The sequence below is a fragment of the Hyphomonas sp. genome (genome assembly GCF_017792385.1).
In the GTDB taxonomy this organism is placed as follows: Bacteria; Pseudomonadota; Alphaproteobacteria; order Caulobacterales; family Hyphomonadaceae; genus Hyphomonas.
This window is the reverse complement of record NZ_CP051230.1, coordinates 3,444,033-3,469,264: the sequence shown is the minus strand read 5'-3', so window position 1 is coordinate 3,469,264 and position 25,232 is coordinate 3,444,033. Positions and strand designations below refer to the sequence as shown.

Below are 25,232 nucleotides of genomic sequence, written 5' to 3'. Positions count from 1 at the left end.
CCACATAGCGTCTTGATGCCCGGTTGCCTATGGCGTAATCGGGCGGCTGCAACGCAATCAGGGGAGCCCCGCCATGTCTGTTACCAAGGATGATGTCCGCAAGGTCGCCCGCCTGTCGCGTATCGCCGTCAACGAACAGCATGCCGAAGAACTGGTCGGAGAGCTGAATGGCATTCTCGCCTGGATCGACCAGCTGAATGAAGTCGATATCGAGGGCGTGGAGCCGATGACGTCTGTGGTCGAAACCCAGTTGCCGATGCGCGAGGATGTCGTGACCGACGGCAACATCCAGGATCAGGTGCTGGCCAATGCACCGCGCAGCGAAGACGGGTTCTTTGTCGTTCCAAAATCGGTGGAATAGGTTTCAGATAATTTCAGACGCGTAGTCTTCATAGTCGATCAGTATCTCGGCATCTCGCGCAATCGGCTTCCGGGCCGTCAGACTGATTGACTGCGTCTCCACGTCTATCTGGAAATCGGCATTCGCATCGGGACTGTGATTGCACATGGAGATCGGACCGAAGGCGACCGCGGTGCGAGCCCTTCCATCCGGATCTTCATCGATGTGGAAGACGTAGTGACCGATCAGCGTGTTGCGGATGGCGGCGCTGTCCTCATGGTCAAGGATCAGGAGCGGATAGATCGCAATGCGATCGCCTGTGTCAAAGGAAACGGCCGCGAACAGGCCGCGACCGTGAAACGGGGACGTGCGAACCTCGATGGGCGAGGCATGACCGGGTTTTTCCATGGGCTGGTTACCACAGGTCCTGCCCGCCGCCATCAGGATTCTTCTGAGTCTCCAGAAGATTCAGTCGCGGGCTTATCGGTTGCATCCTTGTCCCATTTGTAGATCGCCTTCACGAGGCATTTCTGGGTCTCGAACGGGTGGTTCTCCCGAACCGGGAAGAGGCTGGAAGAGACGATCAACCGATCCCCCTTGCTGAGACAGCCTCCTGTGCCGTCAAAACCGATCTGCATGGCATCGTCGAGCGGCGTGCATGCGGCAAAGGTCTCGATCAGATAATGGTCCCGGCCTTCGCGCACGATGACCGTGTCGCGTGTGGTTTCCCCGAACCCGTCAATGGTGGACGCAAAGCATATCCGGTCGACCGGCGCTCCAAGTCGCGGATCGTCGGCATAACGTTCGACCCCTTTGGGGTTGTCGGACATTTTTTCGGTGGTCGAGCAGGCTGCCAAGAGCATTGGCGCTGTCAGGCTGAGCAGGAAAAGGCGCATGGGAAACTCCTGTCCGGTTTGCAGGTCTGGAAGGGTGCGCCAATCCCGGCGAACTGACAAGAAGCCTCACGAAGGCTTGAACTTTTATGCCAAGCCGTCATAGCAGGCGGGCAGATATCTTCTCAGGATTTCCGATGACCGAACTGACCAAGCTCACCCTCGCTGCAGCGCTCGATGGCCTCAAGGCCAGGGAGTTTTCCTCGCGCGAGATCACCCAGCAATTCGTCGACGCCATCGAAGGTGCGCGGACGCTGAATGCGTATGTCGTGGAAACGCCGGAAAAGGCACTGGCCATGGCGGATGCCTCCGATACCAGACTTGCAAAGGGTGAGGGCGGCAAGCTGGAAGGCGCGCCGCTCGGCATCAAGGACCTCTATTGCACCAAGGGTGTGCGCACGACAGCCTGCAGCAGCATTCTGGGCGAGTTTACGCCGACCTATGAGTCCACGGTCACACAAAATCTGTGGGATGCGGGCGCGGTGATGCTCGGCAAGCTCAATATGGACGAGTTCGCGATGGGCTCGTCCAACGAAACGTCGCGTTTCGGACCGGTTGTGAACCCGTGGCGCCGCAAGGGCGACAATCGCGACCTGACACCTGGTGGCTCATCGGGTGGCTCTGCTGCTGCGGTGGCTGGCGACCTTTGCCTCGCGGCGACGGCATCCGACACAGGTGGTTCAATTCGCCAGCCGGCGGCCTTTACGGGTACGGTTGGCATCAAGCCGACCTATGGCCGTGCCAGCCGCTATGGCATGGTGGCATTTGCCTCGTCGCTCGATCAGGCCGGGCCTATTTCCAAGACCGTGGAGGACAGCGCCATCCTGCTGGAAGCCATGTGCAGCCATGATCTGAAAGACTCCACCTCCCTCAATGTCGAAACGCCGGATTGGCGCAGCGATGTCTCGAAGGGCGTGAAAGGCATGCGGATCGGCATTCCGAAGGAATACCGCATGGACGGCATGTCGGCCGAGATCGACAAGCTGTGGGAGCAGGGCATCGATTGGCTGAAAGCAGCGGGCGCAGACATCGTGGACATTTCCCTGCCGCACACGAAGTACGCATTGCCTGCTTACTATATCGTGGCCCCTGCCGAAGCTTCGTCCAATCTCGCCCGGTATGACGGCATGCGCTATGGGGCACGGGTCGATGGGGAGAACCTTACGGCCACCTATGAGGGCACGCGCGCAGAAGGCTTCGGCGCAGAAGTCCAGCGCCGCCTGATGATCGGGACCTATGTGCTGTCGTCAGGATATTATGATGCCTACTATCTGCGCGCGCAGAAGGTCCGTACCAAGATCCTGAACGATTTTGTCGGTGCCTTCGAAAGCTGCGATGCGGTCCTTACGCCGACCTGTCCGTCGCCGGCCTTTGCATTTGGCGAGAAGAGCGGCGATCCGGTCGAGATGTATCTGAATGACGTGTTCACAGTGACGGCAAACCTTGCCGGATTGCCGGGCATTTCCGTGCCTGCCGGCCTGTCGGATTCCGGCCTGCCGCTGGGCCTGCAGGTGATCGGCAAGGCGCTGGATGAAGCCGCCTGCTTCCGAGTCGGCGGCGAGTTGGAGCGCGCAGCCGGTTTCGTGGCCAAGGCGGAGAAGTGGTGGTAGGCTTCGGGCCATGACCCGTTTCCTGATCCTTTTCATTGTGTTGCTGGCGATCAGCCTCGCCCTGATGGCGGGGATGATGGCGCAGTACGGCTACAGCCTGTTCGCGCCGGAAATGCGAAACATGCTGCTCGTGGCCTTCCTGGTCGCCGGCTATGTTTCGTTTCGCATCACACGCATTCTGGATCGCCGCCGTCAGAAGCTGGATGACCATCCCCAGCCAGGGGGTGCGGGCCGGTCCAAATTGGCCGGGCTTTTCTCCGGCAAGAGCGCAGCGCAGCAGGCGCGCGAGGCGAGGGTTGCTGCGCGGCGCCGCAAACTCGTCGAGGCGGGCAAGTTGAAAGAGGAAGACACGCCTGCAGGTCCGGACGCGGAACCGGACGAGGCGGCACCGACCCGGGTGTCCCAGTCTGCGCCGATCGGGGATCGCATGGCGGCGCGTGCAGAGCGAGTTCGCCGGGCAAAGGAAGCTGGCAAGCTGGACTGATCAGGCCTTTGAAGGTTTCAGCCGCCCCACCAGACCGGTGTCGGCGCGCACGACAATCTGTTCGTGACTGGCTGGCTCGGTCGCGTTTCCACCGGGGCCGGATTCGTCATCATCATCCTTGTCGGAATCGCGCTCTGTAACCCTGGACAGGTAGACCCCTATGCCAATCAGGCCGCCCACAGGGCCGCATTGCAGCATCATCGCGAATATCCAGAGTAGCGGCATGTCGAGGTCCATGCCCTGAAGCGACAGGAGCAGGATGGCGAGCATGATTGAGCCGACGGCAACGCCGCCGGCGAATCCCAGGACAAGGTGTTTCAGAAAGCCGCGAACGACCGGTTTCTCTTCCTCGCTCGAGGCGTCCATGATCATTTTGAAGACCATTTTGGCGCTCCGTGTTCCTCCATGGCCGGGATTATTCGCCGATATCCCGAAAATTGGAAGGGTGAGGGACGACAGGATGGTATTCCCGGCTCGACATCGCGCCGGTCCGGCGGCTAGAACAGCGCGAAATCAGACTGCCAGCAGGGAATGCCATGTCCGCGCGCACACCATATGTCATCAAAGGCGAAACCGGCGATTGGGAACTGGTCATGGGCCTTGAAGTCCACGCCCAGGTCTCCTCCAATTCGAAACTGTTTTCGGGCGCCGCGACAGCCTTTGGTGCAGATCCGAACTGCAATGTCTCCCTCGTGGACGCCGCAATGCCGGGCATGCTGCCGGTGATCAACAGGTTCTGTGTCGAGCAGGCGATCCGCACGGGCCTTGGCCTGAAAGCGAAGATCAACACCTACTCGCGGTTCGACCGGAAGAACTATTTTTATCCTGACCTGCCGCAAGGCTATCAGATCAGCCAGTTTGCTCACCCGATCGTGGGCGAGGGCGAGATCGATGTGGATGTCGAACCGGCCCATGGCGGAGATGCCTATTCCTTCCCGTGCCGGATCGAACGCCTGCACCTGGAGCAGGATGCCGGAAAATCCATTCACGACATGGACCCCAGCTCCACCTATGTGGACCTGAACCGGTCCGGCGTGGCGCTGATGGAAATCGTCTCCATGCCGGATGTGCGCTCGCCCGCCGAAGCCGCCGCCTATGTGAAGAAGCTGCGCGCGATCGTGATTGCGCTTGGCACCTGTGATGGCGACATGGAGAAGGGCAATCTGCGGGCCGACGTGAACGTGTCTGTCTGCCGCCCGGGACAGTATGAGAAATTCCGTGAAACGGGTGATTTCAGCCATCTCGGCACACGGTGCGAACTGAAGAACATGAACTCGTTCCGTTTCATCCAGCAGGCGATCGAGTATGAGGCTCGCCGTCAGATCGAGATTCTCGAGAATGGCGGCAAGATTGATCAGGAAACGCGCCTGTTCGATCCGGTCAAGGTCGAGACACGGTCGATGCGCTCAAAGGAAGACGCGCACGACTATCGCTATTTCCCGGATCCGGACCTCTTGCCGCTGGAAGTCGAACAGGCCTGGATCGAAGAAATTCGAGCGACACTGCCGGAACTGCCGGACGAGAAACGCGCGCGTTTCGAGACCGATTATGGCCTGTCGCGCTATGACGCCGGCGTGTTGAGCGCTGATGCGGAAAAGGCCGACTTCTTTGAGGAAGTGGCGAAGGGCCGCGACCCGAAACTGGCCGCCAACTGGGTGACGCAGGAATTGTTCGGCTATCTGAACAAGCAGGATATCGAACTGGCCGACAGCCCGGTGTCCGCAGCGAGCCTCGGCGGCCTGATCGAACTGATCGCGAATGACACGATCAGCGGCAAGATCGCGAAAGATGTTTTTGCCCGTATGATTGATGGCGAGGGTGAGGCCGCCGATATTGTCGAGACGCATGGCCTGAAACAGGTCACTGATACCGGCGCCATCGAGAAGGTGGTCGATGAGATCATCGCGGCCAATCCGGAGCAGGTGGCCCAGGTCAAGGAAAAGCCGAAGACGATGGGCTGGTTCGTTGGCCAGGTCATGAAAGCCTCCGGCGGCAAGGCCAATCCGAAGGCGGTCAATGATATCCTGAAAGCGAAGCTGGGGCTCTAGGCATCGAGCTTGTCCTTGATGCGTTCGGCCAGTGCGCCGAGCACGCCCATGTCTGCCATTTCACCAGAACTGTGGCGTCCAAGCGCAACATCCTTCCAGCGTGGAATGATGTGGAAGTGCAGGTGGAACACGGTCTGTCCGGCGGGCGCGCCATTGAACTGGGTCACGACGAGACCGTCCGGCGCCAGCGCGGACTCCACCGCCCTGGCCACTTTCTGGACGGCCTGCATGTAAGGGCCGAGCTTTTCTGCGGGCATGTCCAGTAGGTTGCGCGCCTCAACCCCCTTCGGCACGATCAGTGTATGGCCTTCAGCCTGGGGAAACACGTCCATGAAGGCCAGCGCCGCGTCATCCTCGTACACTTTGACGGCGGGCATCTCGCCGCGCAGGATTTTGGCAAAGATGTTGTCGGGGTCGTAGGCAGCGTGAAGGGTCATGTCGTGGGTGAACTTTCCAATTGGTGTGATCTTGTAGGCCGTAGCTTCAGATAGGTGGCCCGCAGGAAGCGCCACAGGACGAATAGCAAGAGCCAGTCGGTAATCAACACGGCGGCGACGGCCCAGGCGCGCCAGTATTTCTTTCTTGCAGGGACTGGCTCTTCCCCAGTCGCTTCTGCCAAGCGATCCGCGGCTGTATCAACCATCTCCTGGAGATAGGCCCTTGCGTCTTCCAGCTGCGATACCGGCAGCCGGACGGGAATGCCGCCGAGGGCCGGAACGATCAGCCAGTTCACGGACGCATGATTGTAATTGTCGATGGAGGCGTCGAAGCCGGCAGCCTGCAACGCCGCGCAGACGATGAGGGCCTCTTCAACCTGGCCATAATTCCTGAGGACGGCGGACTGGCTCATTCGCCCTTCTTAAAGGGTGTTCGCTCGGTGAGATAGTCCATGTCGGATTCCACGGCTTCGCGTTCGCGCTCGAGATAGTCCGCAATGGCGTTGCGCAGGCCGGGATGGGCGATCCAGTGCGTGGAATAGGTGGTAACCGGGGCATAGCCGCGCGCGAGCTTGTGGCCGCCTTGCGCGCCCGCCTCGACAAAGGCGAGATCGTGCGCGATGGCGTAATCGATGGCCTGATAATAGCAGGTCTCGAAATGCAGCATTGGTCTGTGTTCGGTGCATCCCCAGTATCGGCCATAGAGCGTGTCGGAGCCGATCAGGTTCATGGCACCGGCAATTGGGGAGCCGTCCGACATGGCAAACACGAAGAGCAGGTCATCTGCCATGCGTTCGCGCAGAAGGGTGAAGGTCTCGCGGGTCAGATAGGGTGAGCCCCATTTGCGCGCGCCGGTGTCCATGTAGAAAACGTAGAAGGCATCGAGATGATCTTCGGTAATCTCGTCACCGCGCAGATGAAGGAAGTCGAGACCTTCCTGCGCCTTCCTGCGCTCCTTGCGGAGGTTCTTCCGTTTGGACGAGGACAGGTCGGCCAGAAAGTCGTCAAAGGCGGCATAGTCCCGGTTTTGCCAGTGGAATTGCTGATCCGTGCGTAGCAGCAGACCGGTTTCGGCGAGGCGGTCTGCTTCCGCGCGGGTCACGAAATTGAGGTGGAGCGAGGACAGGCCGTTCTGTTCGGCAAGCTGGATGGCGCCGGACAGGAGGGCGGTCTGAAGGCGCACCTCGTCCGGCCCGGGGCGGACCAGAAGACGCCGGCCAGTGACAGGTGTAAACGGGACGGCGGACAGGAGCTTCGGATAATAGGCGCCGCCCGCCCGCTCGAATGCGTCGGCCCAGGAATGGTCAAAGACAAACTCGCCCCGGGAGTGGCTCTTGCCATAGAGGGGCATCGCGGCCTTCAGCCGCCCGGTACCATCGCGGATCAGGACGTGCCGAGGCATCCAGCCGGTATTCGGCGTGGCCGCGCCGGAGGTCTCCAATGCGTCCAGAAACTCCCATTTGAGGAACGGGTCATAACGCGCCCCCGGCGGATTGGCGATCGCATTCCATTCTTCCGGATCGACCTCCGCCATGGCGGTGGCAAAATCCAATTTCAGCGCCGTGTCATCCATGCCGGGAATCTAGGGCATGGCGTAGGCGGAAACCAGTGCCGGATCGAGATGTTCGAAGATGATGGCCACATTTTCATGTACCGCGGCGCGCACCTCGTCGAGAGACCGGACCGTCCAGCACACAACGGGATAGTCTTCCGGCACGCGTTTGCGGATGTCCGCGACATCGGCAATGTTGATGGCCGCATAGTCGATGCCATCGGACAAGGCACGCTGGAGGATCTCGCCGAATTCGACGGCGCCGATGGAATGGATCGGCGGGATCAGCTGGCCACGCATCAGGTCGGATGGCAGGGCGCGGACCGCGGCTTCCGAAAAGCTCATCGCGGCGGCGAGTCCCGGATAGGCCGACAGGATGTCCCCGGTGCGTCTGCCGAAGGCGGCCGGATCTGTGCGACCGTCGATCTTCATTTCGGTGAGCAGCGGCAGTTCCTGCGGCCAGGATGCCAGCAGATCGGAAAAGCTCGGCAGGCCGTGCTCGCCTGCTATGACGACCTCCCGAAGCGCCGAAACGGCCAGATCCTCGATCCGGTCGGGATGGCCGGCCATGCGCTCGAGTGTGTCATCATGGAAGACGACCGGTTTACCATCCGATGCCGGCCGTATGTCGAACTCCATGCCCAGTCCGAGCTGCGCGGCCGCGTTGAAGGCCGCCATCGTGTTTTCCGGCGTCGCACGACCAGACCAGAGCCCACGATGGGCGTAGAGGAAGTCGGTCAGGACAAAGCGCCGGGCCATCTAGCCCGCGATCTCGAAAATGCCGTCGATCTCGACTGCCACGCCGAGGGGCAGTTCCGGACAGGAGACGGCGGAGCGGGCGTGGCGTCCGGCCTCGCCGAACACGTCGACCATCAGATCGGAACAGCCATTGATGACTTGCGGGATGTCTGTAAAGCCGGGCGCGACGTTCACGAACCCGCCGAGTTTCACGACACGCTTGATTCGGGAAAGGTCGCCGACGGCGGACTTGCATTGTGCGATCAGATTGATGCCGCAAAAGCGCGCGGCCTGCTGACCGGCGGACAGTTCCATGTTCTCGCCAAGGCGCCCCTTGATCAGGCCATCGGCAGAGGCGCTGACCTGGCCGGACACAAACAGCATGTTGCCGCTGATCACAAAGGGCACATAGGTGGCGACCGGCTTCATCGGCTCGGGCAGTTCGATGCCGAGTTCATCGAGACGGGATTCTGGGGTCGACATGGCAGGCTCCTTCGAAAGTGTGGTCCGCTCCTCCCTAGACCCCGAGGACAGGCCACGGCAAGCGGCCTCAGCGATCCGAATTCCGGGTGCGTGCGGACCGCCCTGTCATCACTGCATCGGCGCCGAACTTCTTCCGCGCAATATCCGAGGCGCGCTCGGCAGCGGCGCGCTTTGCCACCAGCGGGTCCAGAAGGTCGGCGGCATCGGCCCGGTGTTCGGTCAGCTCCGATATGCCGACGCCGATCAGTCGGAACCGCGTGCGGCCATTGGCTTCCTTTGCAAGGAGCACTTTCGCGCTGCGAAACAACGTCTGGGCAAGCTGCGTCGGCTCGGCCAGCGACATGCGTCGGGTAAGGGTACGGAAATCGGCTGTTTTCAGCTTTAGCGTGATCACGGTGCCGTCCAGTCCCGTCGCCTTTGCGCGGTCGGCCGTCTTCACACAGAGACGCCACAACTGGTCCTCCAGCCAGGCCGGGTCCGAGACGTCTTCTCGGAAGGTGGTTTCCGAACTGACAGACTTGCGCTCTTCATCGGTACGGACCGGCCGGGTATCCTGACCATGCGCCCGCTGTTTCAGCCACATGCCGGTTTCACCATACCGGCCGATCAGCTGTTTCAGCTCGGCCCGCTGGAGATCCGCGATCGTGTCATAACCGTCAGCCGCCAGCTTCTGGGCGAGTTTCGGGCCGACACCATGGATGAACCCGACCGGGCGGGGCGCGAGCAAGGCCTCGGCATCTTCCGGCGCAATGATGGCGAAGCCGCGCGGCTTGTCGAGCTCGCTGGCGGTTTTGGCGAGGAATTTGTTGGTGGACAGGCCGATCGAAACGGTGATCCCGATGTCGCGTTCGATGTCGGCAGCGAGCCGGGCAAGGGAAACCGCCGGTGGCGCCTTGTGCAGGGTTCGGGTTCCGGTGAGGTCGAGATAGGCTTCGTCTACCGAAACAGGCTGGATCACCGGGGTCAGGGCCAGCATCTTTTCACGGACCTGCTGGGCCGCAATCCGGTATTTTTCGCCATTCGGCTTCACCACCACCGCATCCGGACACGCCTTGAGCGCCTGGAACATCGGCATGGCTGACCGGACGCCATAAAGCCGGGCGATGTAACAACATGTGGCCACGACCCCTCTTTTTCCGCCGCCGACAATGACTGGCCGGTCTTTCAATGAAGGATCGTCACGCTTTTCGATGGCGGCAAAGAAGGCATCGCAATCGAGATGCGCGATTCCGAGCGTTGTGATGTGGTTATTACGGATCACACGCCGCCGCTGACATTGCGGACAGATGTCCGCATTGGTGTCGAAAAGGTAAAAGCAGTCGCGGCAAAGGGTACTCATCGTCTCATGTTCATGCCATGTTCCGCGAAAACGGGCAATCTGCGAGGCCTCAACCCGTAAACCAGTGTTAACGATTTGCGGTGTAGCTGGCAAAAGAGCTCACAAAAATGGCCCGAATCACAGGCAACAGAAGTGCTATGACGCAGTCGCAAACCAGGAAAGTTCTGGTCGTTGAGGACAATGAACTCAACATGCGGCTCTTTTGCGACTTGCTGGACGCCTACGGGTTCCAGACGTTCCAGTGCCGAGACGGCGCAAAGGCCGTCGAGATCGCTCGCCAGGAACAGCCTGACCTGATCATCATGGACATCCAGCTGCCGGAGGTTTCCGGTCTCGACATCACGCGATGGCTCAAGGATGACGACAAGGTGGCTCACATTCCGGTGCTGGCCGTCACGGCGTTCGCCATGCGGGCAGATGAAAAGCGTGTCCGGGAAGCGGGCTGTGAAGGATATCTCTCCAAGCCGATCCAGATTGCTACCTTCATCAAGGCTGTCGAGGCATTGATGCCCAAGGAGGCGGCGTGACAGCGCGTGTCTTGGTCGTAGATGACATTGAAGCAAACCGGCGCCTGCTGCAGGCCAAGCTGGAGGCGCAGTATTATACGGTTTTCCTGGCTGCGAACGGCGTCGAAGCGCTGCGCGCGGTCGAGCAGCATGAGCCCGACATCGTCCTGCTGGATGTCATGATGCCCGGCATGGACGGCTATGAAGTGTGCCGTCGTTTGAAGAACAATCCGGCTACGGCCCATATTCCGGTGGTGATGGTGACGGCGCTCAATGATGTGGAAGACCGTGTGCGTGGCCTGGACGTCGGCGCGGAAGACTTCCTGACGAAGCCGGTGGATGATTTTGCCCTGATGGCCCGCATGGGGGCGCTGACCCGGTACAATGCGGTCGCGTCGGAATTGCGCCAGCGTCAGGCGAGCGGTTTGCGCGCCGGCATCGACAGCGATGACAGCGTGCATGTGAAGGACGTTCCGGCGCGGCTGTTCGTGGTGGATGACAATCCGCGCACATCCGCACGCATCGCTGACATGTTGCGAGCAGGTGGCCATCAGGTGATCACGCTGCTGGAGGCGGGTGACATGACCGGCCTGAACGAACTGGGTGTCGACATACTGGTCCTGTCCATGCTGAGCGACCGCTATGATGCGCTGAAATTGTGCGCCCATTTCAAGATGAATGCGGCGACGCGCTCGATCTCCATCCTTCTGGTCTGTGACCCGGATGACCGCCAGCGCGCCGGCCGGGGACTCGATCTCGGGGCCAGTGACGTGATCTTCGTGCCGCTCGACCGTCAGGAATTGCTGGCTCGGGTCCGCACCCAGGCGCGGCGCGCGCGTTACATCGAAATGCTGCGAGATCGCGTTGACCGGGGACTCGAACTGTCCGTGATCGATCAGCTGACCGGTCTGTACAATCGCCGCTACATGAACAACCAGCTGGAACAATTGATGCAGCGCTCGCTGATGGGCGGACGGCCGGTTTCGGTGATGATGGTTGATATCGACCATTTCAAGTCGGTGAACGACACCTATGGCCATGATGTCGGTGACGAAGTGCTGCAGGAGATGGCCAGCCGCCTGAAGACCAATAGCCGCGTCATGGACGTCGTGTGCCGTCCGGGCGGCGAAGAATTCATGATCATCATGCCGGATACACCCGGTGATCTTGCCTGTGCCGCAGCGGAACGGATCCGGCGGGCTGTGGCGGCGGAACCCTTCAAGGTGAATGCCAGTGTCGGGGAGATCACGGTGACGCTGAGCGCCGGAGTTTCCACGGTCAACCTGCTTGGGGACACGATTGCCGACCTCACCAAACGGGCCGACACCGCACTTTACCAGGCGAAGTCTGCCGGCCGGAACCGGGTTGAAAGTCTCGCGGCCTGATTGACTTGAGGCCCGCCGCGCCGCATTGCGCAGGTCATGACTGACCGGTTCTCGGCATTTCGCCACTCTTCCTATCGCAGATACTTCCTGTCGCGCTTCCTGACGTCGCTGGCCGCGCAGATCGTGTCTGTTGCGGTTGCCTGGCAGATGTATGACGAGACCCAGAATGCGGCGCTGCTGGGCTGGATCGGTCTTGTGCAATTCCTGCCGGCATTGCTTCTGGTCGTCGTGACCGGGGTTGCATCGGACCGGCTCGGGCGCCGCAATGTGATGGGGGTATCGGTCAGTGTGGAGCTGCTCTGTGCGGGGGTCATTCTGGCGCTGGCTGCCACAGGCGCGTTCGACCCGCTGATTGTCCTGGCGACACTGACCGTGTTCGGGATTGCCCGTGCCTTCTACACACCGGCCTCGTCGAGCCTGGCGGTGAATCTGGTCCCGCGAGAGGATTTTGCCAATGCCGTTGGCTGGCTCGCCTCGTCCTGGCAAACGGCCTCCATCCTCGGGCCCGTGGCCGGCGGGCTGCTCTATGGCGTCGCGGCGGGGTTTGCCTATGGCACGGCTGTGACCTTGTTTGCGATTGCCGCGCTGTTGATTTTCTCGATCCCCAAGCCGGAGCAGAAGATTGACCGCGAGCCAACGACGCTGAGCGTGCTTCTGGGCGGATTCAAGTATGTCTTCAACCAGAAGGTCGTGCTCGGCGCGATTTCACTCGATCTGTTTGCCGTGCTGCTGGGTGGAGCCGTAGCGCTGTTGCCGATCTATGCGCGCGACATTCTGGAAATCGGGGAAGAAGGGCTCGGCCTGTTGCGGGCCGCGCCTGGAATCGGTGCGATCCTGATGTTGGGGATCATCACCATCTTCCCGATACGTGACCATGCCGGGCTGATTCTCTTCGTGTCGGTGGCCTTGTTCGGTCTGGCGACCGTTGTGTTCGGCCACTCCAACCTGGTCTGGTTGTCGATCATGGCCCTGATCTTTGTAGGCGCCTTCGACATGGTCTCGGTCTATATCCGCGAAATCCTGCTGCAGCTCTGGACCCCGGACCAGGTGCGCGGGCGGGTGAATGCGGTGAATTCGATATTCCTGGGCGCATCAAACGAACTCGGTGAGGCGCGGGCAGGGTTCATGGCGGCCAAATGGGGCGCAGTGTTCACCGTGGTTGCGGGCGGTTATGCGGCTATCGGCGTGGCGGCGGCCTGGGCGGTGCTGTTCCCGGGCATTCGCAAGACCCGGAACCTGCATTCGGGCGTGCCGGAAGACTAGGCAACAAAAAACCCGCTCTTGCGAAGCGGGCTTTTCGAAACATTTCATGAAAACAAGGATCTTACTTGATCTTGCCTTCCTTGAATTCGACGTGCTTCTTCGCGATCGGGTCATACTTACGCTTGACCATCTTCTCGGTCATGTTGCGCGGGTTTTTCTTCGTCACGTAGAAGAAACCGGTGTCGGCCGTCGAATTCAGGCGGATCTTGATGGTGGCTGGTTTGGCCATGACGAATGCTCGCTTGTGTTAGCGTCTGAAACTGGAAAGCGGCTTAATGACGATGTGCGGACCGGAAGTCAAGCGCCATTGCTGCTAGAGGCGGTCGGTTGAGTGGCCGCTGCGGGTCCAGCGCAGGAAGGGTGGGCCGCGATTGAGCGACGGCTTTTCGATCCGCTCCTCGATTTCCCCCAGCATGAAGCGCGTGACGTTCGGCAGGTCGAGGTCCAGCGCGTCCTTCAGGGTCACCCATTGCAGGTCTGACAATTCTGCACCATCGACCGGAGGGCGCTCATCGATCAGGGCTTCTTCGGCGTCAGCCATGAAGAAGCGGGCGTCGAATCGCTTCGGCCTGTAGGGCGGCGTAATCGCCCGCCCGATAAAGGTCAGCGGTGACAGATGGGGCGCTGCATCAAGATCATGGAACCGTTTCCATCCGCTGGGATAGCGCGCCGGCATCTCTGCCTCACGGGCCACCAGAAGACCGGTTTCCTCGAACGTCTCGCGAATTGCAGTCAGGCCAAAGGCACGCGGCTTGCGGCGGCTCTGGATGCGCAACAGGCGTTCCTGAAGCGGTTCGAATTCGCACCAGGATACGGCCTTGCCGTCCTGCGGATCGACGCGCCCGCCGGGAAAGACGTATTTGTCCGGCATGAAGGCATGGCGCGCAGAGCGCTTGCCCATCAGGACGCGCGGCCGGGCCGCGTCCCTGCGCACCAGAATCAGGGTCGCCGCATCTTTCGGGCGTGGGCTGCGCTTGCGTGTCTCGATGACATCGCCATCGTCTTCCTTGTCAAACGCCGAGCCGATCAGCGTCCTTGTATGCGGGTTCGAGGTCATGGTGTGTCTTATGTCCGGCGCTTGCGCTTGTGTTTCGGCAGCGTCTTCTTGTTGAATTTCGGTTTGCCTGCGCGTTTGCCGGTCGGTTTTCCCGGGCCGGGGCGACGGCGGGAACGGTGACCGGCATCTGCGCGTTGGCGCGCTTCGCGGCGCCCCTTGGGCGCGGGCATGGGCTCTGACAGCATTTCCAGCAACAAGCCGCCCTGCAACGGGGTCACTTCCTTCAGTTTCACGCGCACGATCTGGCCGAGGCCGAACGTCTTGCCCGATCCGCGCGCATAGATCTGCATGGCCGCTTCATCCAGCACCCAGTAATCATCTGAGATGGAGGAAATCGGTACGAAACCGTCCGCGCCGGATCCGGCGAGCGCGATGAACAGTCCTGCACCGGTCACGCCGGTGATGCGGCCTTCGAACTCGCTTCCCACCCGATCGGCCAGGAAGATGGCGAGGTAGCGGTCTGTCGCTTCCCGTTCGGCGGCCATCGAACGGCGTTCGGTGTCCGAGATGTGCTGCGCCATTTCTTCCAGACGCGCAGCCATGTCCTTGGACAGGCCATCCGGACCAAGGCCGAGTGAGGCAATCAGCGCCCGGTGAACAATCAGGTCTGCATAGCGGCGGATCGGCGAGGTGAAATGGGCATAGCGGACAAGGTTCAGGCCGAAATGGCCGAGATTCTCTTCCGAATAGATCGCCTGCGCCTGCGTACGCAGCACCATCTGGGTGACCATCTGGTCGTAGTCGCTGCCATCAATGTCACCAAGCAGGCGGTTGAAATGTTCGGTCTGCGGGCGCTGGCCGATGTTCCACTTCATGTCGATGGTCTGAAGGAATTCGGCAAAGGCCGCGATCTTGGCATCCGTCGGTGTGTCATGGACGCGGTAGATCAGGGGGCTGTTCTGCTTTTCCAGCGACTCGGCGGCGGCCACATTGGCCTGGATCATGAATTCCTCGATCAGGCGGTGCGCTTCGAGTCGTTCCTTTGTGATGATGCCGTCGATCTCGCCATCCTCGGTGAACAGGATACGGCGTTCGGGCAGGTCGAGGTCCAGGGGCGAGCGCCGGTCGCGCGCCTCGGCCAGCGCCGCATAGGCCCCCCAGAGCGGGTTCAGGACCGGCTCCAGCATCTCTTCGGCCTTGCCGCCCGGCTTGCCGTCAATGGCGGCCTGGGCTTCCTCGTACGACAGTTTGGCGGCCGACTTCATCATGCCGCGAATGAAGCGGTGAGACCGTTTTGTCCCGGCCTTGTCGAAGATCATTTCCACAGCCATGCAGCGGCGCAATTCCCCCTCGCGCAGGGAGCATGCGTCTGCCGACAGTTCAAAGGGCAACATCGGCACGACCCGGTCCGGGAAATAGGTGGAATTGCCCCGCTTCAGCGCTTCACGGTCCAGCGGCGAGTCCGGCGTCACAAAGGCGGCAACGTCGGCAATGGCGACGATCACGCGCCAGCCATCGTCCAGCTGCTCGGCAAAGACGGCATCATCATGGTCGCGCGCGTCGTGCGGGTCGATCGTGATCAGCGGGATCTGGGTCAGATCCTCGCGTTCGGCGGGGGCAGGCTTCGGATTGCGGGCCTGCTCCAGAGCGGCTTCGGGAAAGTCGACCGGAATGCCGTGCGCATGAATGGCCAGCAGGCTGGCCGAACGCGGATCGCTGATATGGCCGATGACCTCCCGGATGATGCCGAGATTGGGGCCGTATTGCCTGCGGCCCTGCGGCTTTGGCGTGGTGACGACCAGGTCGCCATCTTCCGCACCGTTGCGATCGGCTTCCTGTATGAGGAATTCCCGGCGTTCCTTGCGGTTGGCGGGAGTTACCTTGCCGCCGCGCGGACCTTGCGAATAAAGTCCGACCAGTGAATTGGTGAGACGCTTTTCCAGGACTGTCAGCGCGCGGGCCTGCCATTCGCCGTCCACTTGCTTGATCTTGCAGAGGGCACGGTCGCCTTCGCCAGGCTCCGTGGCCTTGCCCTTCGGCTTGCCGGAAAGGCCCGTATAGACGATGTCGGGGCCGAATGGCCCATTGTCGCCGACAGCCTTGCCGATCAGGTCGCCATTGTCGTCGGTATGGGTGAATTGAACAACGCCCGTGGGCGGCGGACGGTCTGCCTGCGCCCAGGCGCGCTTGCCTGTTCGCTCCAGCGTGCCATCGGCCTCCAGCTCCTTGAGGATTTCGCGCAGCACGGCGCGTTCGCGGCCCTTCACATGGAGGCCGCGGGCAATATCCTGCTTGGTCGTTGCGGTCGGATTGTCCCGAATGAAATCGAGGACTGTTTGTTTATCTGGGAAACTCATGAGGCCCATATAGGCAGACTCGGACGAAAATGCGCGGGGGATTTGCGCAAAAGGCTCAGCGGCGCGCCGATCAGGGCGCCGGGTCCCCGGCTGCGGGCAGCGCCAGGACGTCCACAGGCTCCAGTGCGAACGAGCCTGACCGGGCGCCCCACTGACCGGTCAGAACCTCATAGTGCAGGTGACGTGGAAGGCGATACCCGGCCGTGTTGCCCATCGTGCCGATCATCTGTCCCGCGACCACTTGATCGCCCTGCCGGATGTCAGAGAAATCTTCGAGATGGGCGTATCGGGTATAGACGCCGGCACCATGATCGATGACGACCATGTTGCCATAATCCTCCCGGTACAATCTGCGCCGGATCTTGCCGGCCGCCGCCGCATAGATCGGCACCGGCGCGTCATGATAGAAATCCACGCCCTTGTGGAGGCGGCCATTTCGCTGGCCGAAGATCGAAGACAGGCACCCGCCGCCGACCGGCGCCGTGGCGAGCGTGACAGAACCTTGCGCCACGACCAGGGGCTTGTAGTCGGTGACCCGAAGGTCGCCATCAACATTGTTGCCGAGACTGGGCGCCATTCCCTTGCAGGCCAGCAGCGTGTCCAGATGGCCGCGCGGGGCGGGCGTCAGGGTGAGCACTGCGGGAAGCACGTCATGACGGGACGGGTTCGCCGCAGGAGAGTCAGAGGCGAGCCCGGTGTCCGCCAGATCGCCTGGACGTGCGGGCGGCTGGGTATCCGGCGTCCGCGCCATCAGGATGATCGCGACCGTTACCGCACCCAGAAAGACATATTTCTCGAGACTGGCCATCGCCTGTTCCAAAACCAAACAACCATACTCAGATTATCCAGCTTGCAGGCAGCTGCTCAAGCGAGGCAGGGGCCTTGTCTGGTGCAGCGGTGTCTCACCCGTCCCGGGTGCTGCTGACTAGTCCTTTTTGGCAGCGGCCTTTTTCCTGGCGGGCGCCTTCTTCTTGGCAGGGGCTTTCTTCTTGCCGCCTTTTGCCGCCTTGGCGTTGATCAGTTCAATCGCCTGTTCCAGCGTCACGGTCTCCGGCGTCACATCCTTGGGCAGCGTTGCGTTCGTCTTGCCATGCTTCGCATAGGGGCCGTAGCGGCCTTCGAAAATTTCGATCGCGCCGCCATCCGGATGGTCGCCAAGTGATTTGAGAACCGTGCTGCGGGCGGTCTGTTTGGCCCGTTTGTCGGCAATCAGGGTGACCGCATGGTTGAGGCCAATGGTGAAGACGTCACCTGGATCCTTCAGGTTCGCATAGGTCTTGCCATGCTGAACATAGGGACCGAACCGGCCGAAATTCGCCAGGATCGGTTCGCCGTCTTCCGGGTGCTTGCCGACTTCGCGCGGCAGAAGCAGCAATTCGACGGCGCGGTCCAGCGTGATGTCTTGCGGGTTTTCCTTCTCGGCCTTGGTCAGGGACGCACGCTTCGGCTTGTCGTCTGTCGCCATCTCGACATAGGGGCCAAAACGGCCGGTCTTGAGATAGATCATCTGACCGGTTTCCGGGTGCAGGCCGAGTTCATTGCCGTCTGGATCGATGGCCGCCGCCGCCTCTCCATCGGCGCTGAACTGACGTGTGAACTTGCATTCCGGGTGGCGCGAGCATCCGACAAAGGCGCCGTAGCGGCCGAGCTTGATCGACAGTTCACCTTCCTTGCAGAGCGGACACAGCCGCGGATTCTCAACCGGGTTCCCGTCTGAATCCTGGCGCGGGAAGACATAGGCGCCAAGTTCCTCGTTCAGCACGTCGAGCACTTCGGAGACGCGGAGATCCTTGGTCTCACCGATGTCGGCAACGAACTGGTTCCAGAATTCGCGCAAGAAGACTTTCCAGTCGAGCTTCCCATCGGAAATGATGTCGAGCTTTTCCTCGAGACTGGCCGTGAAATCGTATTCCACATAGCGCTGGAAGAAGTTTTCGAGAAAAGCCGTCACCAGGCGGCCCTTGTCTTCCGGGATCAGTTGCTTCTTCTCGAGCCGGACATAGCCACGGTCCTCGAGTGTGGAGAGCGTGGACGCATAGGTGGATGGGCGCCCGATGCCGAGTTCTTCCAGCTTCTTGACCAGCGAGGCTTCGGTGTAGCGCGGGGGCGGGCTGGTGAAATGCTGTGCGGCATCGGCCTTGAGCAGGTCGGCATGCTGGCCTTCCTGCATCTTGGGCAGGCGGTTCTCGTCGTCATCCCCGTCATCGCCCTCGTCGCGGCCCTCGAGGTACAGCTTGATATAGCCGTCAAACACCAGGACCTGGCCGGTCGCACGCAGGACCGCCCGCTTGTCCTTGGAGGTCATGTCGATTGTGGTACGCTCGAACCGCGCCGTTTCCATCTGCGAAGCGACCGCACGCCGCCAGACCAGCGTGTACAGCTTCTTCAGGTCTCCATCGCCATGATAGTCTTCCGGACGGAGATCGAAATTGGTCGGGCGGATGGCTTCGTGCGCTTCCTGGGCGTTCTTCGCCTTGGAGGAATAGCGCCGGGTCTTCTCCGGCAGGTACTGGGCACCATAATTGGACTGGATCATCGAGCGGGCGGCGGCATAGGCCTCTTCCGCCATGTTCACGCCGTCGGTCCGCATATAGGTGATGCGTCCTTCCTCATACAGTTTCTGGGCGGCCTGCATGGTGCGCTTCGCGGTAAAGCCCAGCTTGCGGGAGGCTTCCTGTTGGAGGGTTGAGGTGATGAAGGGCGGAGGCGGGTTGCGCTTGACCGGCTTGGCCTCGACCGAGGAGACGGAATAGCCACCGCCACGCACGACTTCCAGAGCCGTATCGGCATCCCCCTGATTGCCCAGCGTGAATTTCTTAAGCGTGTCGCCATCGAGACTGTAGAGACGGGCTTCAAAATCGGTGCCGTCCGGGGCCCGCATGTTGGCGGTGATGGTCCAGTATTCCTGCGGCTTGAACAGCTCGATCTCGTTCTCGCGGTCGCAGACGATTCGCAGGGCCACGGACTGGACCCGGCCCGCAGAGCGGCTGCCGGGCAGCTTGCGCCAGAGGACCGGCGACAGGTTGAAGCCGACCAGATAATCCAGTGCGCGGCGGGCGAGATAGGCGTCCACCAGTTCGCCATCGATCTGGCGCGGCTGCTCCATCGCTGAAGAAACCGCCGACTTGGTGATGGCATTGAAGACGACGCGCTCAACCGGAGTGTCCTTCTTGAGGGCACGGCGCTTGCGCAGGGCTTCGACCAGGTGCCAGCTGATGGCTTCCCCTTCGCGGTCGGGGTCGGTTGCGAGAATGAGCTTGTCGGCTTCCTTGAGCGCCGAAGCGATTTCGGAAATGCGCTTGGATGATTTGGAATCGGCTTCCCAGACCATGTCGAAATCATTGTCGGGATCGACCGATCCGTTCTTGGAAGGCAGGTCGCGAATGTGCCCGTACGAGGCCAGGACCTTGTAGTCCTTGCCCAGATACTTGTTGATGGTTTTTGCCTTGGCGGGCGACTCGACGACGACAAGTTTCATGCGCTTACCTCTTTAAGGCGGCGAGAGATGGGCTCGGGAGACAGGCCCTGTCAAGGCCGTGTGGTGATTAGCCGTCTTCCCTGTAGGCGATGAAGGTAAGCGTGCAGAACAGCACGAAAAGGGGCGGGCTCCATGCGGCGACTACAGGCGGCGCGGCGCCGGTTGCGCCGAGGCTGGAGGAGAACTGGGTGAAGAAATACAGCCCGACAGCTGCCAGCGACCCTATGGCGAGCAGCTGCGAATTGCCGCCCATGCGCTGGAGTCGCAGGCAGACAACCGCGCCGATCAGCGCCATGGCCACGAACAGCGCCGGTAGGGCCATCAGCGAATTGAGCCGCATCCGGTAGCGCGATGCGTCGAGGCCGGCATCCTGGGTCTGGCGGACGAAGTGCGGCAATTGCCAGAAGCCGATCGTGTTCGGCGAAGCGAACTTGTCGAGCAGGGTCGATGCGTCCAGCGTGGTGGGAATGGCGAGATTGTCCTTGAATTCGGGCGGCTGGTTGGGCGTGTTCTCGATCACGCCTTCAAGCTGCCAGAAGCCGTCGCGCAGCACTGCACGCTCTGCATCGATCCGGCGGGCGAACGCATAGTCACTGGTCGGGCGGCCGTCTGCATAGAGGCGCTCTTCCTGGATCATCTTCACGTCCTGAAGGTTCACCCCGCCCTCGGCAACGCGTTCGGCATGAATGACGATCTGATTGGTTTCGTCGCCCTGGCGCAGCCAGATGCCCGTATCGGAGACCGCCAGCGTGGGCCGCCCTTCATTCAGCAGTCGGTCGCGGGTCTGCTCGAAAGATTCCGAAAGCCGCGCTGCAAAGGGGTTCAGCACCATCATGGTGAACAGGCCCAGCGCCACGCCAAGCACCATGACGGGGGTCAGAAAGCGCCAGGCGGAAATCCCGCTGGCGCGGATGATGGAGAGTTCGGATCTGCGGTTCAGCCGCGTAAACGCCATCATCGAGGCGATCAGCAGGGCGAAGGGCAGGGTCTGCTCCACGATCTGGGGCAGTTTCATCAGCGACAGGTTCAGCGCGCCGAAAATGCTGAGCCGGACATCGCCGCCCACGGTGCGCAGCTGTTCCACCACGTCGATCATCAGGATGGCCAGCAACAGGATGCCGAGCACCAGCGCGAGCCCCTGCAGGCATTCGCGGAGGATGTATCTCTGGATGCGCGAGAACAGGGGCATCAGCTGACCGCGCCTCCATTTGGCCGGAACATGTCGAATTGCGGCCGTTCGATCTTCCCGAGATGGCGCCCGCGACCGAAATAGATGTAGCTGAGTGTGCCGGCTACGCTCAGCGGTGCGAGCCATTGCAGGATGTTCAGGGCCGGATCATTGGCAGATGCCGATTGCAGGACGAGTTGCACGATCAGGACCCCGATGGCGCCGCCTGTCGCCCAGGCGATCCGCTTGCTGTAGCCCTTTCGGCTGAAATCCCCGCCCAGAACGGCGACAATGGCCAACAGGGTCATGACGATGTTCAGGAGCGGCGTGGTAAGCCGGCTGTGCGCTTCGGCCAACAGGGCGTCGGCTTCCTTCAGTTCGAAATAGTTTGTCCGGTCCACGAAAAATAGCTCGTGGAGATATTTGTCGGACGCCTTCAGGACGAGATCGGAATCTTCCTTCATGAAGTCTGTCAGATCGAACAGGTACTGGTCGAATTCGAGGATCGACAACTGGCTGTTGGAATCGAGCTGCTGGCTTGTCGCGTCCCGCAGCAGCAAGGTGGGGTGACCTTCATATTCGATCAGGGCGGCGCTGCGAGCCAGAATGTCGGTGGGGTTTTCCGGATCGGTCATGTCGGAGATCAGCACGCCGCGCAGCTCCCCGCCGACCTGCTCCCGGGCGTAGAAGGTAAGCCGGTCGCCATTCGAGGTGAACTGGCCCGGCCGGATGAGCGCGGCCGCCAGATCTGCCCGGGCGGAGGCAACGGTCTCGCGCATCGCCCGCTGGGCAGTCGGCTGGACCCAGAGATTCACGGCCAGATGCGCAATCATGCAGAACACGGCCAGCCGCAGGATTGGAGAGGCGACCTGCCAGCGTGTCATGCCGGCGGCCTGGGCGACGACGATCTCGCTGTCCTTGTGGATGCGGTTCAAGGACCACACGCCTGCCACGAACAGGGCCAGCGGGGTCAGCAAGGCGATGATCTGCGGCGCGCCGAGCATGACGATGTAGAAATAGGTCGCGGCGGACTGGCGGTTCTCGAGAATGACGTCGGTCCTGGACAGGCCCTGGGCCAGCAGAGCCAGCATGACCAGACCGCCGACAATGATGACCACCGCCCGCAGGACCTCAAAGAACAGATATGTCTGGATTTTGGTCATAGGGTGAACGGCAGGCTTTCCGCAGAATCCTTCAGAAAGGGGTGATATTTCCCTAGCTAACGAGTTGCGCAACGCGCGTCGACGTTTAGTTTCCGCTCCAAATGGAGAATCCACACATGAACATCACATTTGCTGACAGTGCCAAGACCGACATTATCGCATTCCTGATCGATGAAGGCGGCGCGCTTCCGGAGGCCGCTGTCGAACTGGACAAGGCGGTTGGCGGCTTGCTGGCCGAAGCTCTGGAAGGGGCCCGCTTCAAGGGCAAGAAGGACCAGCAGGCCTTCATCGTCCTGCCGAAGGGCAGCGATGCCCGCCGGGTTGTCCTGATCGGGACCGGCAAGGCTGACAAGCGAGATGCCAGGGTCCTGGAGGGACTGGGCGCGAACCTCTACAAATCCCACGCCAATAGCGGGTTCGCATCGCTCGCCATCCATGCCGGGTCGGCAGAAGATGCCGCACGCATTGCGTTGGGCGCCAAGCTCGCGTCCTACCGGTTCGACACCTATTTCACCAAGAAGGAAGATGACCAGAAGCCGAGCCTCGAAACGCTGACGCTGGTCGTCGAGGATGTGCCAGCTGCCGAGGCGGCGTTTGCTCCGCTCTCTGCCGGCGCCGACGGCACTTTCCTCGCGCGGGACCTGGTCAACATGCCGCCGAACGATCTCTATCCCGCCAGCTTTGCCGAGAAATGCCGCGAACTCGGCCAGTATGGCGTGCAGGTCGAAGTGTTGGGCGAGGATCAACTCGCCAAGCTGGGCATGAATTCCATGCTCGGCGTCGGTCAGGGCAGCGTGAAGGAAAGCCAGCTGGGCATTATGAAATGGATGGGCGGCGCGGAAGGCGACGACCCGGTGATCCTGATCGGCAAGGGCGTCTGTTTCGATACGGGCGGCATCTCTCTGAAGCCGGGACCGGGCATGGAAGACATGCGCGGGGATATGGGCGGCGCAGCGGCGGTGACCGGAACGATCCGCGCGCTGGCCGAGCGCAAGGCCAAGGTCAATGTGATCGGTCTGGTCGGCCTGGTCGAGAACATGCCGGACGGCAATGCGATCCGCCCCGGCGACATTCTGAAATCGGCGTCCGGCCAGACCATTGAAGTGCAGAACACAGATGCCGAAGGCCGGCTCGTCCTGTGTGATGTGCTCTGGTATGCGCAGGAGCATTTCAAGCCGAAGGCGATGGTCGACCTCGCCACGCTGACCGGCGCGATTGTCATCTCGCTCGGCCATCACCATGCTGGCCTGTTCACCGAGAGCGATGATATTGCCAGCGAACTCACAAAGGCCGGCCTGACCGAGGGCGAGCGCGTCTGGCGCCTGCCGCTGGGGCCGGAATACGACTCGCTGCTGAAGTCGAAATTCGCGGACATGCGGAACATTGGCGGCCGGGCCGCCGGCTCCATCACGGCCGCGCAATTCCTGAAGCGCTTCGTGAAGGAGGGCGTGAAATGGGCGCACCTCGATATTGCCGGTGTGGCCTGGGTCGAGGGTGAAAAGGCCGCCCATGATGTCAGCTGGGCGTCCGGTTTCGGGCCGCGCCTTCTGGATCGTTGGATTGCCGACAATTACGAGAATTGATCCATGTCAGAGGCGCCGAAGCCGGAATGGTGGTTTTACCATCTCTCCCGCACCACGCTGGAGCAGGCGGCGGCGCCCCTGATGCAGAAATGTCTGGATGCGGGCTGGCGGGTTCTGGCCGTCAGCCCCAGTCCCGACCGGCTGGCGGCGCTTGATTCCAGCCTCTGGACGTTTGACGAGAAAACCTTCCTGCCGCATGGCCAGGCCGAGGCGCCGGGACTGGATCCGGCGCGCCAGCCGATCCTGCTGACCGGCAAGCTGGACAATCAGAACCGAGCCGAGGCGCTGGTCCTGATGGACGGGACCAAGGCGCCGGTCGACGCGCCGTTCACGCGCTGCATGGTCATGTTCGATGATGGTGACACCGACACGAGATCGCTCGCGCGCCAGCAATTCAAGGCTGCAAAGGATGCCGGGCTGGTGACGCGCTATTTCCAGCAGACGCCGAGTGGTGGCTGGAAGGAGGCGGGGAAGTAGGGGCTCACGCCTTCTTCACGAACTCGGACTTCAAGCCCATCTGGCCGATGCCGTCGATCCTGCAGTCGATATCGTGATCGCCATCAACGAGGCGGATATTCTTCACCTTGGTGCCGCGTTTGACGACCGAGGAGGATCCCTTGATCTTCAGATCCTTGATCACGACGACCGTGTCGCCGTCGGCGAGCGGGTTGCCGTTCGAATCCCGGATGATGGTCGCATCGGCTTCGCCTGCCGCGTCCGCGCTCCATTCATGGGCGCATTCCGGACAGATCAGCAACGCGCCGTCTTCATAGGTATAGGGCGAGTTGCATTTGGGGCAGGGCGGCAGCGCGCTCATGGGCGGGTCCTCGAATCTTTACAGGCCGGGCTGGTAGGCCCGTCTCAGCGCCTGCGCAAGAGCGGCCTTCGACGCTTGCCCCGCTGCGCCAGCGCCGCTATAGGCCGCGCGTGACCCCAATTTCCCTTTAAAACAGGACCTCATCATGGCTGTTCAGCGTACTTTTTCCATCATCAAGCCGGACGCGACCGAGCGTAATCTGACCGGCGCCGTCAATGCCGTGATCGAGCAGGCCGGCCTGCGCATCATCGGCCAGCGCCGTATCCAGATGACCGAAGACCAGGCCAAGCGTTTCTATGCGGTGCATGCCGAGCGCCCCTTCTATGGCGAACTGGTCGAGTTCATGACCTCCGGCCCGGTGGTCGTTCAGGTCCTGGAAGGCGAGAACGCCGTTGCGAAATACCGCGAAGTGATGGGCGCCACGAACCCGGCCGAAGCGGCTGACGGCACGATCCGCAAGCTCTACGCCAAATCCATCGGTGAAAACTCCGTCCACGGCTCGGACTCCGAAGAGAACGCTGCGATCGAAATCGCGCAATTCTTTTCCGAGGCCGACATCGCCGGCTAAGGCATCGCCTTCGGGCAGGTGAG

The 25,232-nt window shown here is 61.5% G+C and carries 27 protein-coding genes; 10 read left to right on the top strand and 17 right to left on the bottom strand.

From position 1 onward, the window contains the following. Window positions 1–73: 73 nt before the first annotated feature. Window positions 74–361: an Asp-tRNA(Asn)/Glu-tRNA(Gln) amidotransferase subunit GatC gene (gatC, locus tag HF955_RS16805; protein WP_027836271.1), complete on the top strand. Its 288-nt coding sequence runs from the start codon at window positions 74–76 to the stop codon at window positions 359–361. Window positions 362–364: 3 nt separating this feature from the next. Here gatC and HF955_RS16800 read toward each other — a convergent pair whose 3' ends face one another. After that, a complete protein-coding gene (locus HF955_RS16800; RefSeq protein ID WP_291076759.1) occupies window positions 365–748 on the bottom strand; it encodes an SET domain-containing protein-lysine N-methyltransferase in 384 nt (127 codons plus the stop codon). 32 nt (window positions 749–780) lie between these two features. After that, on the bottom strand, window positions 781–1,236 hold the full coding sequence (locus tag HF955_RS16795) for a DUF6491 family protein (RefSeq protein WP_291076757.1): 456 nt from the start codon (window positions 1,234–1,236) through the stop codon (window positions 781–783). A 134-nt stretch (window positions 1,237–1,370) separates the two neighbouring features. On the opposite strand from HF955_RS16795, the gene gatA reads away from it, so the two are divergent. Next, window positions 1,371–2,843: an Asp-tRNA(Asn)/Glu-tRNA(Gln) amidotransferase subunit GatA gene (gatA, locus tag HF955_RS16790; RefSeq protein WP_291076755.1), complete on the top strand. Its 1,473-nt coding sequence runs from the start codon at window positions 1,371–1,373 to the stop codon at window positions 2,841–2,843. Window positions 2,844–2,853: 10 nt separating this feature from the next. Then, window positions 2,854–3,327, top strand: a complete 474-nt coding sequence (locus HF955_RS16785) for a hypothetical protein (RefSeq protein ID WP_291076754.1) — start codon at window positions 2,854–2,856, stop codon at window positions 3,325–3,327. Here HF955_RS16785 and HF955_RS16780 read toward each other — a convergent pair whose 3' ends face one another. Continuing rightward, entirely contained in the window at window positions 3,328–3,711 is a 384-nt protein-coding gene (locus HF955_RS16780) for a hypothetical protein (RefSeq protein WP_291076752.1), read from the bottom strand. Window positions 3,712–3,863: 152 nt separating this feature from the next. Here HF955_RS16780 and gatB point away from each other — a divergent pair, with 152 nt between their 5' ends. After that, window positions 3,864–5,375: an Asp-tRNA(Asn)/Glu-tRNA(Gln) amidotransferase subunit GatB gene (gene gatB, locus HF955_RS16775; protein ID WP_291076751.1), complete on the top strand. Its 1,512-nt coding sequence runs from the start codon at window positions 3,864–3,866 to the stop codon at window positions 5,373–5,375. Here the strand turns inward: gatB and HF955_RS16770 are convergent. From HF955_RS16770 to HF955_RS16745, 6 genes are all read right to left on the bottom strand, one after another. Further along, window positions 5,372–5,812 (bottom strand): HIT family protein, encoded by a 441-nt coding sequence (locus HF955_RS16770; RefSeq protein WP_291076750.1) that lies wholly within the window; start codon window positions 5,810–5,812, stop codon window positions 5,372–5,374. The two genes, gatB and HF955_RS16770, sit on opposite strands and share 4 nt — an antisense overlap. After that, on the bottom strand, window positions 5,809–6,225 hold the full coding sequence (locus HF955_RS16765; protein WP_291076749.1) for a hypothetical protein: 417 nt from the start codon (window positions 6,223–6,225) through the stop codon (window positions 5,809–5,811). Before HF955_RS16765 ends, HF955_RS16770 begins: the two co-directional genes overlap by 4 nt. Further along, window positions 6,222–7,385, bottom strand: a complete 1,164-nt coding sequence (locus HF955_RS16760; RefSeq protein WP_291076748.1) for a GNAT family N-acetyltransferase — start codon at window positions 7,383–7,385, stop codon at window positions 6,222–6,224. The genes HF955_RS16765 and HF955_RS16760 overlap by 4 nt, the downstream gene beginning before the upstream one ends. A 9-nt stretch (window positions 7,386–7,394) precedes the next feature. After that, complete coding sequence (locus HF955_RS16755; RefSeq protein WP_291076747.1) at window positions 7,395–8,123, bottom strand: glycerophosphodiester phosphodiesterase family protein; 729 nt, start codon at window positions 8,121–8,123, stop codon at window positions 7,395–7,397. Beyond that, window positions 8,124–8,585, bottom strand: coding sequence for a RidA family protein (locus tag HF955_RS16750; protein WP_291076746.1), 462 nt, complete (start codon window positions 8,583–8,585; stop codon window positions 8,124–8,126). Between the two features lie 67 nt (window positions 8,586–8,652). After that, window positions 8,653–9,924, bottom strand: coding sequence for a DNA polymerase IV (locus HF955_RS16745; RefSeq protein ID WP_291076745.1), 1,272 nt, complete (start codon window positions 9,922–9,924; stop codon window positions 8,653–8,655). A 137-nt stretch (window positions 9,925–10,061) separates the two neighbouring features. On the opposite strand from HF955_RS16745, the gene HF955_RS16740 reads away from it, so the two are divergent. Genes HF955_RS16740 through HF955_RS16730 form a run of 3 tightly spaced genes read left to right on the top strand, consistent with a single transcriptional unit; the run spans window position 10,062 to window position 13,078 of the window. After that, on the top strand, window positions 10,062–10,451 hold the full coding sequence (locus HF955_RS16740; protein WP_027836258.1) for a response regulator: 390 nt from the start codon (window positions 10,062–10,064) through the stop codon (window positions 10,449–10,451). After that, on the top strand, window positions 10,448–11,815 hold the full coding sequence (locus tag HF955_RS16735; protein WP_291076744.1) for a PleD family two-component system response regulator: 1,368 nt from the start codon (window positions 10,448–10,450) through the stop codon (window positions 11,813–11,815). The genes HF955_RS16740 and HF955_RS16735 overlap by 4 nt, the downstream gene beginning before the upstream one ends. Before the next feature lie 36 nt (window positions 11,816–11,851). Further along, window positions 11,852–13,078, top strand: a complete 1,227-nt coding sequence (locus tag HF955_RS16730) for an MFS transporter (protein ID WP_291076743.1) — start codon at window positions 11,852–11,854, stop codon at window positions 13,076–13,078. Between the two features lie 61 nt (window positions 13,079–13,139). On the opposite strand, the gene rpmG is transcribed toward HF955_RS16730, so the two are convergent. From rpmG to HF955_RS16695, 7 genes are all read right to left on the bottom strand, one after another. Continuing rightward, window positions 13,140–13,307 carry a 50S ribosomal protein L33 gene (rpmG, locus tag HF955_RS16725; RefSeq protein WP_027836255.1) on the bottom strand — a complete coding sequence of 56 codons (168 nt, stop codon included), beginning with the start codon at window positions 13,305–13,307 and terminating at the stop codon, window positions 13,140–13,142. Window positions 13,308–13,391: 84 nt separating this feature from the next. Beyond that, window positions 13,392–14,135, bottom strand: a complete 744-nt coding sequence (locus tag HF955_RS16720; protein WP_291076740.1) for an NUDIX hydrolase — start codon at window positions 14,133–14,135, stop codon at window positions 13,392–13,394. A gap of 8 nt (window positions 14,136–14,143) precedes the next feature. After that, the gene (rnr, locus tag HF955_RS16715; protein ID WP_291076738.1) at window positions 14,144–16,432 is read right to left on the bottom strand and encodes a ribonuclease R; all 2,289 of its coding nucleotides are present in this window, start codon (window positions 16,430–16,432) and stop codon (window positions 14,144–14,146) included. Window positions 16,433–16,502: 70 nt separating this feature from the next. Then, window positions 16,503–17,240, bottom strand: a complete 738-nt coding sequence (locus tag HF955_RS16710; protein WP_291076737.1) for a M23 family metallopeptidase — start codon at window positions 17,238–17,240, stop codon at window positions 16,503–16,505. Between the two features lie 117 nt (window positions 17,241–17,357). Beyond that, window positions 17,358–19,910 (bottom strand): type I DNA topoisomerase, encoded by a 2,553-nt coding sequence (gene topA / locus HF955_RS16705; RefSeq protein ID WP_027836252.1) that lies wholly within the window; start codon window positions 19,908–19,910, stop codon window positions 17,358–17,360. A gap of 67 nt (window positions 19,911–19,977) precedes the next feature. After that, window positions 19,978–21,099, bottom strand: a complete 1,122-nt coding sequence (gene lptG, locus HF955_RS16700; RefSeq protein ID WP_027836251.1) for an LPS export ABC transporter permease LptG — start codon at window positions 21,097–21,099, stop codon at window positions 19,978–19,980. Then, window positions 21,099–22,241, bottom strand: coding sequence for an LptF/LptG family permease (locus tag HF955_RS16695; protein ID WP_291076733.1), 1,143 nt, complete (start codon window positions 22,239–22,241; stop codon window positions 21,099–21,101). Before HF955_RS16695 ends, lptG begins: the two co-directional genes overlap by 1 nt. A 116-nt stretch (window positions 22,242–22,357) precedes the next feature. Between HF955_RS16695 and HF955_RS16690 the strand changes: the two genes are divergently transcribed. Together HF955_RS16690 and HF955_RS16685 are read left to right on the top strand one after the other, a co-directional pair. After that, window positions 22,358–23,824 (top strand): leucyl aminopeptidase, encoded by a 1,467-nt coding sequence (locus HF955_RS16690; protein WP_291076731.1) that lies wholly within the window; start codon window positions 22,358–22,360, stop codon window positions 23,822–23,824. 3 nt (window positions 23,825–23,827) lie between these two features. After that, on the top strand, window positions 23,828–24,301 hold the full coding sequence (locus HF955_RS16685) for a DNA polymerase III subunit chi (protein ID WP_291076729.1): 474 nt from the start codon (window positions 23,828–23,830) through the stop codon (window positions 24,299–24,301). Window positions 24,302–24,305: 4 nt separating this feature from the next. Here the strand turns inward: HF955_RS16685 and HF955_RS16680 are convergent, their stop codons facing one another. Further along, the gene (locus HF955_RS16680) at window positions 24,306–24,641 is read right to left on the bottom strand and encodes a zinc ribbon domain-containing protein YjdM (RefSeq protein ID WP_291076727.1); all 336 of its coding nucleotides are present in this window, start codon (window positions 24,639–24,641) and stop codon (window positions 24,306–24,308) included. 145 nt (window positions 24,642–24,786) lie between these two features. On the opposite strand from HF955_RS16680, the gene ndk reads away from it, so the two are divergent. Beyond that, entirely contained in the window at window positions 24,787–25,209 is a 423-nt protein-coding gene (gene ndk, locus HF955_RS16675; RefSeq protein WP_027836247.1) for a nucleoside-diphosphate kinase, read from the top strand. Window positions 25,210–25,232: the final 23 nt, after the last annotated feature.